Raw genomic sequence first — 13,476 nt, 5'->3', positions numbered from 1 at the left:
CCCCCCTCTACTGTGAGAGTCATGATCCGAGAGTTCGTCACCGGCGTCCGCCTTCTGCTGCGCGGGTTCTCCGTATGGCGCACCCGCCCCGGCCTCATGGCGCTGGGGCTCGTGCCGGCGGTCATCGCCCTCGTGCTGCTCATCGCCGCGATCCTCCCGCTGGTGCTGGGCATGGGGTCGATCACGGCGTGGGCCACGCCCTTCGCCGACGGCTGGGTCGAGCCCTGGCGATCGTTGTTCCGCACTGCGGTCGGGTTCGTCATCGTCGCCGCCGCCGTCTTCCTCGCGAGCGCCGTGTTCACGGCTCTGACCCTCACCATCGGCGATCCCTTCTATCAGCGCATCTGGCACGCGGTCGAGGTCGACCTCGGCGATCCGCCGCCGGCCGACGGCGGCAGCTTCTGGACGACGATCGGCGAGGGCCTGCGCCTCGTGGTGCTGGGTGTGCTCATCGCGATCGTGGTGCTGATCGCCGGCCTCCTGCCCCTCGTGGGCGGTTTCGTCGGCCCCGTGCTCGGCGTGGTCCTCTCGGGACGCCTCCTCGCACGCGAACTCACCGGGCGCGCGTTCGACGCCCGAGACCTCACCCCCGCCGACCGCGCCGCTCTGTTCGCGGGCAGCCGTGCGCGCGTGCTCGGCTTCGGCGTCGCCACCCAGCTCTGCTTCCTCGTGCCCGGCGGTGCCGTCGCGGTCATGCCCGCCGCCGTCGCCGGTTCGACGATGCTCAGCCGCAGCATGCAAGAACGCAGCCGCAGCATGCAGGAACGCAGCCGCAGCATGCAGAACCACGACCTTCCGGCGCCGAGCGCTCCCCCGCCCCCGCCCCCGGCCGGACCCCGCTGATGCCCGAGGGAGATACCGTCTTCCGCACGGCGCGGCGGCTCGACGAGGCGTTGGCCGGTGGCACCGTGACGCGATTCGACCTGCGGGTGCCGCGCTTCGCGACCGCCGATCTCACGGGCCAGACGGTGCACGGAGCGGCACCTCGGGGCAAGCATCTGCTCCTGCGCATCGGTGAGAGCACGCTGCATTCCCATCTGCGCATGGACGGTGCGTGGTTCGTCTACCGACCGGGTGAGAAGTGGCGGCATCCGGCGTTCAAGGTCCGCGCGATCGTCGGCACGGCCGAGCGCGAAGCGGTCGGCGTCGACATCGCCGAGATCGAGTTGGTGCCCACCCGCGACGAAGACGATCTCGTGGGCTACCTCGGCCCCGATCCGCTCTCCGCCGACTGGAATCCCGCAGAGGCGGCCCGGCGCATCTCGGCCGATGCGCGCAGCATCCACGTCGCCCTGCTCGACCAGCGCAACGTGGCGGGCTTCGGCAACGAGTACGCCGCGGAACTCCTGTTCCTGCGGGGAATCATGCCGACCACGCCGGCCGCGGAGGTCGACGCCGCGGCCCTACTCGACCTCGGCACGCGCACGATCCGCGCCAACCGCGACCGCCGCAACCGCACGTTCACCGGGATCGATCGCCCGGGCCAGGCCACCTGGGTCTACGGCCGCGCGGGGCGACCGTGCCGACGGTGCGGAACGCTCATCCGACGGGGCGAACAGGGCGCGGATCCGACGCGTGAGCGCATCACCTTCTGGTGCCCCGTGTGCCAGCGCTGACCGGTTCCATACCGGGGAATGAATCCCGTAGGCGCGTGGTTATTGATAGCACTGGGGAAAACCCCGGAGCACGGGAGGAATCGTGGGCAAGAACTACGTCGACATCGAGAACGACCGAGGCGACACGCTGCGCTACCGCAAGCACGCCAACGGCCGAGGACTCGTCGCGCACGGCGCGAAGGTGCACCCGAAGGCGCACATCGAAGCCGGCGCCTACATCGAACCCGGCGCACGCATCGGCGCCGGAGCCACCATCGCGCGCGGCGCGTGGATCGAACCGGATGCCGTGATCGGCGACGGAGCGCACATCGAGGCGCACGCGCACATCGGAGAGGGCGCGGCCGTCGGCGATGGCGCGCACATCGGCGTCCGCACCGAGATCGGCGCGGGCGCGCGCATCGTGCGCGGCGCACGTATCGGTGACGACGAGACGGTCGCGGCCGGTCTCACCGTCGCGACGAACCGCAAGGGCCTCTGGCTCGCCGCCTGACGCACCGCTGACCACCGCGGTACTCGACCGCGCGGTCGCCGGATACCCTTGATCGCATGGCGACTCAGGGACGGCGACCGCAGCGGCGCCCGCAGAAGACGACGAAGCCGCCGCAGCAGAAGCGCCGGCCCGGCCAGCCGAAGCAGGCGAAGAAGGTCGTCTTCGACGCCCCGGCCTCCGTTCCGGAGGAGCCGCGCACGTTCCGCCTTGGCGTCGTACCCGGCGCGACACCCGGCAAGTGGATCGATGCCTGGAAGCAGCGCATGCCGCATGTCCCGCTCGAGGTCGTGCCGGTCGAGGTGGCCGATCAGGATGCCGCGATCGGCGGGCTCGACGCCGCCCTCGTGCGCCTGCCCCTCGGGGCGGACACCGTCGATACGCTGCACGTCATCCCGCTGTACGACGAGGTTCCCGTGGTCGTCGCATCGATCGAGTCGCACCTCCTCGCCGCCGACGAACTCCGCCTCGAGGATCTCGCCGGCGAAGTGCTTCTCGCGCTGACCGACGACACGCTGCCCGCGATCGACGCACCGGGTGCCCTCGCGCCGCGTTTCGCGCCCCTGTCCACCGCCGAGGCCATCGTCACCGCGGCGACCGGTACCGGCGCCGTGGTCGTGCCCATGTCGCTCGCGCGCCTGCACCACCGCAAGGACGCCGACTACCGCCCGCTCGTCGACGGCCCGACCTCGACCGTCGCCCTCGCCTGGGTGCGCGAGCGCACGACGCCCGACGTCGAGACGTTCGTCGGCATCGTCCGCGGCCGCACGGCGCAGTCGTCGCGGTGAGCGCAGTCGTCACGGGGAGTCACCGCCGACCGGCCGGCCGCCGCGCTCTCGTTAGAATCTTCTGATGTCCTCGCTTCTCTACGTCTGCGTGCGACCCGAGACCGGGGCCGCGGATGCCGAGCACGCCTCGTTCCGGCGCGCGCTCGGCGTGGACGTCGTCGACCGCCTCGATCTTCTCGACGAGCCCCTCGACGAGAAGCGTCTGCAGGGCTACCGCGGGATCGTCGTCGGCGGTTCGCCGTTCAACGTCTCCGACACCGTGAAGTCCGCCGTGCAGCTGCGGGTCGAGGCCGACCTCGAGCGCCTCGCCCGCCGTGCGATCGCGGCCGAGACCGCCGTCTTCTTCACCTGCTTCAGCATCGGCGTCGTCACCCGCCTGCTCGGCGGCGAGGTCGTCACCTCGACTCCGGAATCGGCGAGCGCGACCGTGATCCGCACGACGGATGCCGGAGCCGCCGACCCCGTGTTCGGTCCGAGCGCACCCGCGCTCACCGTCTTCACCGCGCACAAGGAGAGCGCCGCCGCGCTCCCGCCGGGGGCCGAACTGCTCGCGACGAACGACTCCTGCCCGGTGCAGGCGTACCGCGTGGGCACGCACCTGTACGCCGCGCAGTTCCACCCGGAGCCCACGCCGCGCGACTTCGCCGACCGCATGACGTTCTACCGCACGACCGGGTACTTCGACCCGGCGGAGTTCGATCGCGTGCAGGGGCAGGTGCTGTCGGCATCCGTCACCGAGGGCGCCGAGCTGCTGCGCCGCTTCGCCGAGACGTTCGCCTGAGCCGAGCGTCCGTGGCGTTCGCCTGCGACCACTGGACGCGCGCGACTAGCTCGCCCCGCGCAGCAGCTCGACGCGCTCCCGCAGGTATGCCTCGAGCGGCATGAAGCCCCCGGCGGCGCTCCATCGCACCGAGGGGATGCCGTCGACCAGCGCGAGCGGCCCGGAGGCTCCCCCGGCATCCACCGCGTCGACGTCGATCACGCTCCACCCGACGTGCACGACCTCGCCCTCGTCGAAGCCGCCCTTGAGGGCTTCGGCACGGCGCTCGGCGCGTTCGCGCGCCGACTCGGCCGTGTAGCCGCGGCGACCGGGGTCGGCAGCGCGGAGCACCTCGGCGGTCGCGAGCGCGTGCGTGTCGGTGAGCAGCAGCACGCCCAGGTGCCAGGCCTCGCCGACGCGCACGATCCGCTTGCCCCGCCAACGGGAGTCGCGCTCCTCGCCGAGCCCCTCCTTCGGGGAGCCCGCGAGGTCGTCAACCGCGCGGGTCAACAGGTCGGAAGCGGTCGGATGCATCCCTCCAGGCTAGCGAGCGGTGGCTCGTGACGGGCGCGATTCGCCGGGAGGGCCGCTCGCACGGCAGAATCGATGCACACCCCGAGGAGACGCCATGTCACAGCCCGATACCGCTCGCCTTCTGATCGCGTGCGACGACCAGCCCGGCATCGTCGCGGCCGTCGCCAACGTGCTGGCCGAGCACGGAGCGAACATCATCTCGCTCGATCAGCACTCGACGGACTCCGAGGGCGGGCGCTTCTTCCAGCGCACCGTCATCCACCTGCCGGGCCTCGCCGCTGCCCGCCCCGCGCTCGAGGCGAGCATCGCGCAGGTCGCCGAGCGCTTCTCGATGGAGTGGTCGCTGCACGACGTCTCCCGCCGCAAGCGCGTCGCGATCTTCGTGTCGAAGTACGACCACTGCCTCATGGAGCTGCTGTGGCGCACGCAGCGCGGTCAGCTCGACATCGACATCACGATGGTCATCTCGAACCACCCCGACCTCGCCGAGTCGGTGCGATCGTTCGGTGTGCCGTTCGTGCACATCCCCTCGGGCGACAAGGGAGCCATGGAGTCCCGTCAGCTCGAACTGCTGCAGGGCAACGTCGATCTGGTGGTGCTCGCGCGCTACATGCAGATCCTCACCGACGACTTCATCGAGCGCGTCGGCGCCCCGGTCATCAACATCCACCACTCGTTCCTGCCGGCCTTCATCGGCGCGAACCCTTATGCACGGGCGAAGGATCGCGGCGTGAAGCTGATCGGTGCGACGGCGCACTACGCCACGGCCGACCTCGACGAGGGGCCGATCATCGAGCAGGACGTCACGCGCGTGACGCACGGCGAGTCCGCCGCCGACCTGCAGAGCCGAGGCGCCGAGGTCGAGCGTCTCGTGCTCGCCCGCGCGGTGCAGTGGCACGCCGAGGACCGCGTGATCGTGCACGGCCGCTCAACCGTCATCCTCTAGACAGACAGCTCGCCGGCAGGCGTCACCCCCGCGGAACGCCCGCGCGGAGTTCGGCGAACACCTCGCCCGCCGTCTCGAGGTGCACGAGCGGTGCGGCCTGCCCCATCCACAGCGACTGCAGCTCGCCGAACCCCTGCTCCCCCGCAGCCGCGCGGAACTTCCCGGTCAGCCAGTTCTGCATCGGGAACGGCGCGATGGTGCCGCTCGCCTCGATCGCGCGCACGGCTCGATTGCGGGCGCCGCGCGCGAGTCGTCCGCTCATCGCGCGGGTGAGCACGGTCTCGTCGGCGGCCGTCGCGTGGATCGCCGCCCGGTGCGCGGCGGTGACCGCCGACTCGTCGGTCGCGAGGAACGCGGTGCCCACCTGCACCCCGCTCGCCCCCAGCGCGAAGGCCGCGGCCACTCCGCGACGATCGGCGATGCCGCCGGCGGCGATGACGGGCACCGAGACCGCGTCGACGACCTGCGGCACGAGCGCGAACGTGCCGACGAGGGATTCCTCGGCGGGCCGCAGGAACGACACCCGGTGGCCCGCCGCCTCCATGCCGGTCGCGACGATCGCGTCGACACCGCCCGCCTCCAGCGCCACGGCCTCGGCGACCGTCGTGGCGGTTCCGACGACGCGGATGCCGCGGCGGTGCGCTTCGTCGACCACCTCGGCGCCGGGCACACCGAAGACCACGCTGAGCACGGCGGGGGCGACCTCCCAGATCGCGTCGAGCTGCTCGTCGAGCGGGGCGAGGTACCGGTCCGGTCGAGCCGGCGTCTCGATGCCGACCGCGTCGTAGAACGGCTGCAGCGCCTGGGCGAAGATCATGTGCTGGGCGTTCGGCTCGACCTCGTCGCCCGTGGGCAGCCAGACGTTGAGTGCGAAGGGTCGGCTGGTGGCCGCGCGGAGCTCGGCTCCGACGGCGCGGATGCGGTCGCCGTCGTAGCCGTAGAGGCCGAACGACCCGAGCCCGCCCACCTCGCTGACCGCCGCGGCGAGCGCGACCGACGACAGCCCGCCGAACGGCCCCTGCACGATGGGATGCTCGACACCGACAAGCTCACGAAGGCCACGCAGATCACTCATGCTCCGAGCCTATTCCCGCCCTCGCGCCCAGGGCCCGGTGCTACCCTCGCAGCATGGGCGAGTGGATCGAGCGGATGCTGAGCGTGCTGCTCGCGACCCTCGGTCTCGTCGCGATGCCGGATGCCGCCGCCCTCGGTGTGGCCATCGCCGTCATCGCCGTGACCGCCCTCGTGCTGGCCGTCGCGCTGAGCATCCGCACGACCGTCGACGCCCGCGCCCCGCATCCGTGGCGCGCGATCGATGCGTCCGCGCTGCTCGCGCAGAGCGATCCCGATGCGGCCGGTCACCCGCGTCCGCGAGCGCCGGGAGTCGCGATCCCCGCGTAGTCCTCCGCCCGGGAACGGGAGGGACCACGCGGCTTTCGCCGACCCCTCCCGACCTCATGAACGGACACTCCGATGGATCTCTTCGCCTTCCCGCCCCTCGCCGCCCTCCTCGACGCCGCCTACGGCGCCCTCGCCGGGCTCTCCACCCTGCTCGAACCCCTCGCCGGGGCATCCGCCGCCGCTCTGGCGGTCGTGCTCGTCACCCTGCTCGTGCGCTCCCTGCTCATCCCGGTCGGCTTCTCGACCGCCAAGGCCGAGCAGACGCGCGCCCGCCTCGCCCCGAAGCTGCGCGACCTGCAGCGCCGCCACAAGAAGAGTCCCGAGCGGCTCCAGAAGGAGATGCTCGCGCTCTACCGCGACGAGAAGACCTCACCGTTCGCGGGCATGCTCCCGGTGCTCGCGCAGGCCCCGGTCGTCGGCATCCTGTACACGCTGTTCATCCGCCCCGAGATCGCCGGGCACCCGAACGATCTGCTCACGCACGACCTGTTCGGGGCTCCGCTGGGGACGAGCCTCGTCTCCGCGGTGTTCGGGGGCACGGCGACGCCTGCGACGTTCCTCGTGTTCGGGGCGCTGCTGCTGGTGATCATCGCAACCGCGGAGGTCACGCGCCGCGTGTTCCGCCCCGCTCCCGTCGACGACGACTCATCGATGGGCGCGGCGATGAACTCCCCCGCGATGCAGCGCGTGTTCGGGTCGCTCCACTACCTGACGGCCGTGTTCGCGGTGTTCGTGCCGCTCGCCGCGGCGCTGTACCTGACGGTCACGGTCGTGTGGACGCTCGTCCAGCGGATGCTGCTGCGTCGCCGTTACCCGCTCGCGACCACCGGCACGGCGGACGCGGCAGCGCCGGTCAGTCGGGCAGGGGTATCGGCGCGGTGAACACCCCGGTCTCGGGATCGTTCCGGCGATCGGAGCCGGGAACCGCGCCCGGCTCGGTCGTGGGATCGGATGCGGACTCGGCGTCGTCCGTCCGCCGACGCGCGCGCCGGATGCCGAGGGTGGTCCCGATGCTCGCGGCGACGACGAGGGCGATCGCGAGGAGGCGCAGAGGCGACGCGTCCTGACCGAGGATGAGCCACCCCGCCAGCGTCGCGAAGGCGGGCTCCAGGCTCAACAGCACCCCGAACACCCGTTGCGGCAGACGGCGCAGCGCCGCGAGTTCGAAGCTGTAGGGGATCACCGACGACAGCACGGCGGTGATCCCCGCCAGCAGCAGGAGCTGCGGGTCGACGGCGACGACGGTCGCGGTGGGGATGCCGACCGGGAGCAGCAGCACGGCGGCGACGACGAGCCCCATCGCGAGCCCGCCGCTGCCCGGGATCACCGCCCCGACCTTCGCGCTGGTGCGGATGTACATGGCCCAGAAGCCGGCGGCGATGAGGATGAACACCACGCCGAGCGGATCGAGCGGTTCGGCGCCGACGACGCCGTCGACGAAGAGCAGCCCCATGCCGATCACCGCGACGCCGACCCAGACGGCATCCGGAAGCCTGCGGGTGAGCACGGCCGCCAGCACGAGGGGGCCGAGGAACTCGATCGCGACGGCGGGTCCCAGGGGGATGCGGTCGATCGCGGCGTAGAAGAAGCCGTTCATCGCGGCCAGCGAGAGCCCGAACAGCAGCGCCGCGGCCCACTGCTGTCGCGTCCAGCGCCGGGGTCGCGGGCGCACGATGACGACCAGGAGGAGGGCGGCGATCGCCACGCGCAGCGACGTCACACCCCAGGGGCCGAGCACCGGGAAGAGCTGTGCCGCGACGGCCGCCCCGAAGGGCAGCGACAGGCAGGAACCGATGACGAGGGCGACGCCCGTCAGGGTCCGGGACGACGCGGATTTCTGCACTCCTCCAGCGTAGCTCCGCGCCGCCCCGTGCGATCTCAGAGGTGCTTGCCCCCGGTGACCGGCAGCACGATGCCCGAGGTGTACGACGACTCCGCGGACGCGAGGTACACGTACGCCCCCGCGAGCTCCGCCGGCTGCCCGGCGCGACCGAGCGGGGTGTCCTGGCCGAAGGTCGCGAGGCGCTCCTCGTCCCAGCCGGTGGCGGGGATCAGCGGCGTCCAGATCGGCCCCGGCGCGACGGCGTTCACCCGGATGCCGCGGGGACCCGCCTCTTCGGCGAGCGCCTGCACGAACGCGACCTGCGCGGCCTTCGTCATCGCGTAGTCGATGAGTCCGGGCGAGGGGTTGTACGCCTGGACCGAGGCGGTGACGATGATGCTCGCTCCGGGCTCGAGCTCGGGGAAGGCGGCGCGGGCGGTCAGCAGCATCCCCTCCAGGTTCGTCTCGAACACGCGGCGCATGCGATCGGGGTCGATCGACTCGAACCCGTCGATGTCGTGCTGATACCCGGCGTTGAGCACGAGCACGTCGAGACCGCCCAGCGCCTCGCGGGTGTGCGACACGATCGCGGCGGCGAACTCGTCGTTGCGGAGGTCTCCGGCGAGGCTCACGCCGGTGCGCCCCGCGTCGCGGATCAGCCGCACAGTGTCGTCGGCATCCGCCTGCTCCTCCGGCAGATGCGCGATCGCGACATCGGCGCCCTCGCGGGCGAATGCGATCGCCGCCGCGCGGCCGATGCCCGAATCGCCGCCGGTGATCAGGGCCCGCCGTCCGTCGAGTCGGCCGTGGCCGACGTAGCTCGCCTCCCCGTGGTCGGGGGTCGGCAGCGTCAGCCCGGTGAGGCCCGGCTGGTCCTGCTGCTGCGCCGGGAAGCCCTCTTCGCGGTGCGCGTGTCGGGGGTCGGTCGTGGAGTCGGTCATCTCGTCACCTGGGTTCCGTATCGTCGGTCTCGGCGCGCAGAAATCCGGTTGCGCGAGATACCGACGATGCCGTCACGGCCCACCCGATTCCAGGGGGTTGACAGGCGGATGCTCCGACGAGCGGCCGCGCTCAGCTCGCGGGCGCCGCCGGGATCTCGGTCGTCGTCGGCGCCTCACCGTTCTCGGCGGGCTCGGGCACGAGGTACAGACCGCTGGGAGCGTTGGCCGTGAAGGCGAGCGCTTCGATCCACGCGCGGTTGATCGACGGCTGGCGGCTGCCGAAGTACTTGAATACCAGCGAGCTCGCCGGCTGGATCCACACGGTCGTGCGGCCGCCGCCGACGCTCGCGTCTTCGCGCCAGCTGAACGGGAACGGCTCGCCCCGGCGCAGCTTCGCGGTGATGACGAGTTGCAGGTGCGTGAGCGCCCGGTCCTCGATCTCGGTCTTGACTCCGCCTTCGTAGACGAACTTCCCCATCAGGTGCTCCTCGGTGCGATGCTTCGGTTCTCCGACCCGGCCGTCGGGATCACCCCATGAGAATAAGCGTATGCCCTCATCGTTCCCGCGCGGAACCCGGGTCCACGTGACACCCCGGCCGGGCGAAGTCAAGCCCCTCCGACGGCGACGACCGAGACCCTAGAGTCGTGTCCCATTACCTGCCGAGGAGGCGATGACGGATGACCGATTCAGGCACCGAGGGCTACACCCCCACCACGACCCACGCCGAGTGGGGCGCGGGCGAACCGAAGCTGCGCATCTCGCGAGACGACGAGCGCACCGAGTTCCTCCTCGACGTCGACGTCGTGCGCATCGGCTCGGCGGCGGGCAACGAACTCCGTCTCGCCGACACGGATCCCGTGCACGCCACGATCACCCACGACCAGCGCGACGAGTACGTGCTCGAACTGCACGGCAAGGGCGAGCGCAACGCGAGCGACAACGCCGACGGCACCCATTCCGCCCCGAGCACGGAGACCCTGCGCACGGGTGCGCGGTTCACCGCCGGACCGTGGACGTTCGTGTACCACCGCGAGGAGTTCGCCGACCACGGCCGCCCGTTCGGCGGGCGGAAGGGCGGCGAGTACGACGACCAGCCGCTGCAGCCGCCGCGACCCGACTACGCGCACGACGAAGCGGCAGAGGGTCCCGACGACGCGGCCGCCCCCGACGGTCCCGCAACGGAAACGCCGGGTCCTGACGACTCCGCGAAGAGCTCGTCGGAGGACACCTCGGAGGACGACGCGAGGTGACGGACGGTGCCGACTCGTCCGACGATCTCCGGCATCTGAGTCGCACGGCGCTCGAGCGTCGATTGCGCATCTGCGTGGCGGAGTCTCTGACATCGGGGCGACTGGCGAGCGCGGTCGGCGGGGGTGATGACGCCGGGCGCGGGTTCGGCGGCGGAGTGGTCGTGTACCAGTCCGCCGAGAAGGAGCGTGTGCTCGGGGTGACCCCCGGCCTGGATCCCTGCTCGGCCGAGGTCGCCGAGCAGATGGCAGAGGGCGCACGAAAGCTCTTCGATGCCGACCTCTGCGTCGCGACCACGGGCGTCGGCGGTCCGGGACCGGACGACAACGGGCATCCCGCCGGAACGGTGTTCCTCGGGTGGGCAACGGCCGATGGTGTCGGTCACCGCGCCCTGATGCTGCCCGGCGATCCCGCGGAGGTCATGGAGTCAGCGGTCGTTCAGGCGGTACGCCTCCTGACTGTGCGGATCGAGGGAGTGCATGCGGCGGATCCTCGCCGCGCGAGTTCCTGAGGCGGCATGCCCACTCGGGGCGCTTCGCTCCGACTCGCCGCGTCGATCAGCGCCCCGGTAGCAACCCGACGCGTAGCGGCGCTCCCGGGGCGGATGCCTCGGCGAGCGCTTCGTCGATCGCGGCGAGCGGCCGCACGGCTCCGACGGCATCCGCGAAGGGGTAGGCGCGTCCGCGCCCGGCGAGGAACGCCACCGCCTCGGCGAGGTCGCCCCCTGTGTAGTTATGCACACCGGCGACCGTGACGAGGCGACGCACGATGCTCTCGGCGTCGAGCGGCACCCGGTCGGCGGGGAACACGCTGCCGACGAGCACGACGATCCCGCCGACGGCGACCCCGTCGAGCGCTTCGGCGACCGCGTGACCGGATGCCTCGATCACGACGTCGGGTTCGGGGCTGCCTGCGGAATCGGACGGCATCGCCCCGCCCTCCGTCTCGCCCCGCTCGCTCAGGGACCGGCTTCCGCGTGGTGCCAGCCATTCCTGCGCCCGGGCGCGACGCGCGTCGTTCGGGTCGAGCACCTCGACGTGCGCTCCCTGCTCGGCGGCGATCGCGGCGGCGGACAGCCCGACGAGGCCGGCTCCGTGGATGCGCACCCGTACGCCGTCCAGATCGCGATGCCGGGCCGCACGGGCGACGGCCGCCCAGGCGGTCGCGGTCGCGCACGACGCGGGAGCGAGCACGGATGCCGGGAGCGTCTCGGGCACCCGCACGATCGTCGTTCCCTCGCGCAGCTGCATGTGGCTGCCGAAGGCTCCGGTCAGCTCCCCGTGCGCACCGATGCGGTCGTGCCCGTACTTCGCGAGCGTGCGGCACTTCTGGGGCATGCCGCACAGGCACCGGTCGCAGCTCTCGCACGACACCGTGATCGACCAGACCACCCGGTCGCCGATGCGCAGCGGTGCGCCGTCGGTCGCGATCGCCCCGGCGTCGCCGAGCGCGATGACCCGGCCAACGCTCTCGTGCCCGAGCACCAGCGGCACCGGGGCGGGTCGATGCCCCTGCACGGTGTGCACGTCGGATCCGCAGATGGTCGACAGCTCGACCGCGACCAGCACATCGCCGTCGGAGAGGGCGACACCCGGTACGGCGATCGTCTCGTGGGGCTGTCCTTCGCCGACGAACACCATCGCGGTGGCCGCGGGTCGCAGCGCCACGTCGCGCCGGCGCCCGGGTGGGCGGGTCAGCATCGTTCCCATGTCGCTCCCCCGTGTCAGCTGCGCGATCTCGTTCCCCGAGTCTTCTCCGACTCTTCCAGGACGAGAACGGCGCATTCGGGCGCACCCGCGAGTGTTCAGCGGCTGTTCACCTCCGATCCGATTCGGATTCGCCGGGTGTCTCGGTGCCGCTCGCGTGCGCTCTAGGCTGGGAGCGGTACCGCGACGAACGGGGAGGGTTCGGATGGGCATGAGGGCTGCATACACACTGATCGATGAGGGCACGCTCGATCGGCTGGTGTCACTGTCGCCCGAGGTTCTGCTGTCGACGCTCGAGGAACTCGAAGAGGCCGGTGCGCCCACCGTCTACGTCGACAAGATGTGGGACGGCCTACACTTTTTGCTCACCGGGGTATCGGCTTCCGCTCCGCGCGAGGACGACCCGCTGAGCGAGGCCGTCGTGGGAGTGCACGCGTTCGGCGGTGACGACTTCGTCGGCTGCACAGAGAATGACGAGCTCGAGCCGATCATCGAAGCCCTCGACGCGGTCGACCTCGACGAGGCGCTCGCGAGGGTCGACTTCGCCGCGTTCGCCTCGGCGCGCGTCTACCCGAACATCTGGACCGACGACCCCGCGCAGCTGCGGGCCGAGCTGACGGATGCTTTCGCCGAACTGCGGCGCGTGCACCAGCAGGCCGCCGATGCCGAGCGCCACCTGGTGATCAGCATCTACTGAGGTGCTGCAGGGCCCGGCCGGCAACGGAGATCGTCGCGGAAGTCGTTTTGCGGACATCTTCACGGGACTCGTTCACGGGAGTCGTTCACGGGAGTCGTTCACGGGAGTCGTTCGCGGAAGCCGCCGCTTATGGCGCCGTTCAGGCGCCCGGTCACGGACGGGTGATGCTCGCGGCCGATACCGGGCGACCGGTCGCGGTCACGGTCGCGCTGCGGTCGCGGTCACGGTCGCGCTGCGGTCGCGGTCACGGTCGCGCTGCGGTCGCGTCCGCGGTCGCAGTCGCAGTCGCAGTCGCAGTCGCAGTCGCAGTCGACCAGCGTTCATGCGCGCAACGGTGGCCGGGTTCGCTGTTTTGTCGCGTTGGCGGTGGTGCGTGGTGCGGGTCGGGGTGTTCGCCATTTTTGGTGGGGGTCCCACCATGCGGGTCCGCGGACGTGGGGTGTGCCGTTGTGCATGCGGATGGTCCAGCCGGAGGTGTCGAGGGTGCGGTGGTGGTGCCAGCAGAGGGTGACGCCGTTGTCGGTGTGGG

Annotated in this window: 17 protein-coding genes; 11 read left to right on the top strand and 6 right to left on the bottom strand. The window is 71.5% G+C overall.

The features are described 5' to 3' along the window. Nucleotides 1–21: 21 nt before the first annotated feature. The 5 genes from ACI2JZ_RS13935 (at nt 22) to ACI2JZ_RS13915 (ending at nt 3,672) form a co-directional block, all read left to right on the top strand. A complete protein-coding gene (locus tag ACI2JZ_RS13935) occupies nt 22–843 on the top strand; it encodes an EI24 domain-containing protein (RefSeq protein ID WP_404598150.1) in 822 nt (273 codons plus the stop codon). Next, a complete protein-coding gene (locus ACI2JZ_RS13930; RefSeq protein WP_404598149.1) occupies nt 843–1,616 on the top strand; it encodes a DNA-formamidopyrimidine glycosylase family protein in 774 nt (257 codons plus the stop codon). Before ACI2JZ_RS13935 ends, ACI2JZ_RS13930 begins: the two co-directional genes overlap by 1 nt. 82 nt (nt 1,617–1,698) lie before the next feature. Beyond that, nucleotides 1,699–2,106: a DapH/DapD/GlmU-related protein gene (locus tag ACI2JZ_RS13925; protein ID WP_247625234.1), complete on the top strand. Its 408-nt coding sequence runs from the start codon at nt 1,699–1,701 to the stop codon at nt 2,104–2,106. A gap of 56 nt (nt 2,107–2,162) precedes the next feature. Then, nucleotides 2,163–2,891, top strand: coding sequence for a LysR substrate-binding domain-containing protein (locus ACI2JZ_RS13920; RefSeq protein ID WP_404598147.1), 729 nt, complete (start codon nt 2,163–2,165; stop codon nt 2,889–2,891). 64 nt (nt 2,892–2,955) lie between these two features. Further along, entirely contained in the window at nt 2,956–3,672 is a 717-nt protein-coding gene (locus ACI2JZ_RS13915; protein ID WP_404598146.1) for a GMP synthase, read from the top strand. Nucleotides 3,673–3,717: 45 nt separating this feature from the next. Here ACI2JZ_RS13915 and ACI2JZ_RS13910 read toward each other — a convergent pair whose 3' ends face one another. Beyond that, the gene (locus tag ACI2JZ_RS13910; RefSeq protein ID WP_404598145.1) at nt 3,718–4,185 is read right to left on the bottom strand and encodes a glutaminase; all 468 of its coding nucleotides are present in this window, start codon (nt 4,183–4,185) and stop codon (nt 3,718–3,720) included. Between the two features lie 94 nt (nt 4,186–4,279). Here ACI2JZ_RS13910 and purU point away from each other — a divergent pair, with 94 nt between their 5' ends. Then, nucleotides 4,280–5,131, top strand: coding sequence for a formyltetrahydrofolate deformylase (purU, locus tag ACI2JZ_RS13905; RefSeq protein WP_247634047.1), 852 nt, complete (start codon nt 4,280–4,282; stop codon nt 5,129–5,131). Between the two features lie 22 nt (nt 5,132–5,153). On the opposite strand, the gene ACI2JZ_RS13900 is transcribed toward purU, so the two are convergent. Continuing rightward, nucleotides 5,154–6,206 (bottom strand): NAD(P)H-dependent flavin oxidoreductase, encoded by a 1,053-nt coding sequence (locus ACI2JZ_RS13900; protein ID WP_404598144.1) that lies wholly within the window; start codon nt 6,204–6,206, stop codon nt 5,154–5,156. A 53-nt stretch (nt 6,207–6,259) separates the two neighbouring features. Here ACI2JZ_RS13900 and ACI2JZ_RS13895 point away from each other — a divergent pair, with 53 nt between their 5' ends. Together ACI2JZ_RS13895 and ACI2JZ_RS13890 are read left to right on the top strand one after the other, a co-directional pair. Then, complete coding sequence (locus ACI2JZ_RS13895) at nt 6,260–6,532, top strand: DUF6412 domain-containing protein (RefSeq protein ID WP_247625240.1); 273 nt, start codon at nt 6,260–6,262, stop codon at nt 6,530–6,532. A gap of 72 nt (nt 6,533–6,604) precedes the next feature. After that, complete coding sequence (locus ACI2JZ_RS13890) at nt 6,605–7,414, top strand: YidC/Oxa1 family membrane protein insertase (RefSeq protein WP_404598143.1); 810 nt, start codon at nt 6,605–6,607, stop codon at nt 7,412–7,414. Here the strand turns inward: ACI2JZ_RS13890 and ACI2JZ_RS13885 are convergent. From ACI2JZ_RS13885 to ACI2JZ_RS13875, 3 genes are all read right to left on the bottom strand, one after another. Further along, nucleotides 7,386–8,375 (bottom strand): EamA family transporter, encoded by a 990-nt coding sequence (locus tag ACI2JZ_RS13885; protein ID WP_404598142.1) that lies wholly within the window; start codon nt 8,373–8,375, stop codon nt 7,386–7,388. The genes ACI2JZ_RS13890 and ACI2JZ_RS13885 overlap by 29 nt on opposite strands. 35 nt (nt 8,376–8,410) lie before the next feature. After that, nucleotides 8,411–9,295 (bottom strand): SDR family oxidoreductase, encoded by an 885-nt coding sequence (locus tag ACI2JZ_RS13880; RefSeq protein ID WP_247625243.1) that lies wholly within the window; start codon nt 9,293–9,295, stop codon nt 8,411–8,413. 130 nt (nt 9,296–9,425) lie between these two features. Further along, nucleotides 9,426–9,773: an ATP-dependent DNA ligase gene (locus tag ACI2JZ_RS13875; protein ID WP_247956795.1), complete on the bottom strand. Its 348-nt coding sequence runs from the start codon at nt 9,771–9,773 to the stop codon at nt 9,426–9,428. Nucleotides 9,774–9,973: 200 nt separating this feature from the next. On the opposite strand from ACI2JZ_RS13875, the gene ACI2JZ_RS13870 reads away from it, so the two are divergent. Further along, nucleotides 9,974–10,546 carry an FHA domain-containing protein gene (locus ACI2JZ_RS13870; RefSeq protein WP_404598141.1) on the top strand — a complete coding sequence of 191 codons (573 nt, stop codon included), beginning with the start codon at nt 9,974–9,976 and terminating at the stop codon, nt 10,544–10,546. Continuing rightward, a complete protein-coding gene (locus tag ACI2JZ_RS13865) occupies nt 10,543–11,055 on the top strand; it encodes a CinA family protein (protein WP_404598140.1) in 513 nt (170 codons plus the stop codon). Before ACI2JZ_RS13870 ends, ACI2JZ_RS13865 begins: the two co-directional genes overlap by 4 nt. Nucleotides 11,056–11,101: 46 nt before the next feature. Here the strand turns inward: ACI2JZ_RS13865 and ACI2JZ_RS13860 are convergent, their stop codons facing one another. Further along, the gene (locus ACI2JZ_RS13860) at nt 11,102–12,253 is read right to left on the bottom strand and encodes an alcohol dehydrogenase catalytic domain-containing protein (protein WP_404598138.1); all 1,152 of its coding nucleotides are present in this window, start codon (nt 12,251–12,253) and stop codon (nt 11,102–11,104) included. A gap of 208 nt (nt 12,254–12,461) precedes the next feature. Between ACI2JZ_RS13860 and ACI2JZ_RS13855 the strand changes: the two genes are divergently transcribed. Then, nucleotides 12,462–12,947, top strand: a complete 486-nt coding sequence (locus ACI2JZ_RS13855; protein WP_336642175.1) for a YfbM family protein — start codon at nt 12,462–12,464, stop codon at nt 12,945–12,947. The last annotated feature ends 529 nt before the right edge of the window (nt 12,948–13,476 follow it).

Source organism: Microbacterium sp. NPDC087868, from assembly GCF_044900755.1.
Taxonomy (GTDB): domain Bacteria; phylum Actinomycetota; class Actinomycetes; order Actinomycetales; family Microbacteriaceae; genus Microbacterium; species Microbacterium galbinum.
The sequence above is the reverse complement of the archived record's forward strand: the minus strand, read 5'-3'. Positions and strand labels throughout refer to the sequence as shown.

What these genes read in the sequence shown, in the direction of transcription:
- ACI2JZ_RS13935 (WP_404598150.1), top strand. Translation starts at nt 22, where the DNA reads ATGATCCGAGAGTTCGTCACCGGCGTCCGCCTTCTGCTGCGCGGGTTC.
- ACI2JZ_RS13930 (WP_404598149.1), top strand. Translation starts at nt 843, where the DNA reads ATGCCCGAGGGAGATACCGTCTTCCGCACGGCGCGGCGGCTCGACGAG.
- ACI2JZ_RS13920 (WP_404598147.1), top strand. Translation starts at nt 2,163, where the DNA reads ATGGCGACTCAGGGACGGCGACCGCAGCGGCGCCCGCAGAAGACGACG.
- ACI2JZ_RS13915 (WP_404598146.1), top strand. Translation starts at nt 2,956, where the DNA reads ATGTCCTCGCTTCTCTACGTCTGCGTGCGACCCGAGACCGGGGCCGCG.
- ACI2JZ_RS13910 (WP_404598145.1), bottom strand. Translation starts at nt 4,185, where the DNA reads ATGCATCCGACCGCTTCCGACCTGTTGACCCGCGCGGTTGACGACCTC.
- purU (WP_247634047.1), top strand. Translation starts at nt 4,280, where the DNA reads ATGTCACAGCCCGATACCGCTCGCCTTCTGATCGCGTGCGACGACCAG.
- ACI2JZ_RS13900 (WP_404598144.1), bottom strand. Translation starts at nt 6,206, where the DNA reads ATGAGTGATCTGCGTGGCCTTCGTGAGCTTGTCGGTGTCGAGCATCCC.
- ACI2JZ_RS13895 (WP_247625240.1), top strand. Translation starts at nt 6,260, where the DNA reads ATGGGCGAGTGGATCGAGCGGATGCTGAGCGTGCTGCTCGCGACCCTC.
- ACI2JZ_RS13890 (WP_404598143.1), top strand. Translation starts at nt 6,605, where the DNA reads ATGGATCTCTTCGCCTTCCCGCCCCTCGCCGCCCTCCTCGACGCCGCC.
- ACI2JZ_RS13880 (WP_247625243.1), bottom strand. Translation starts at nt 9,295, where the DNA reads ATGACCGACTCCACGACCGACCCCCGACACGCGCACCGCGAAGAGGGC.
- ACI2JZ_RS13875 (WP_247956795.1), bottom strand. Translation starts at nt 9,773, where the DNA reads ATGGGGAAGTTCGTCTACGAAGGCGGAGTCAAGACCGAGATCGAGGAC.
- ACI2JZ_RS13870 (WP_404598141.1), top strand. Translation starts at nt 9,974, where the DNA reads ATGACCGATTCAGGCACCGAGGGCTACACCCCCACCACGACCCACGCC.
- ACI2JZ_RS13860 (WP_404598138.1), bottom strand. Translation starts at nt 12,253, where the DNA reads ATGGGAACGATGCTGACCCGCCCACCCGGGCGCCGGCGCGACGTGGCG.
- ACI2JZ_RS13855 (WP_336642175.1), top strand. Translation starts at nt 12,462, where the DNA reads ATGAGGGCTGCATACACACTGATCGATGAGGGCACGCTCGATCGGCTG.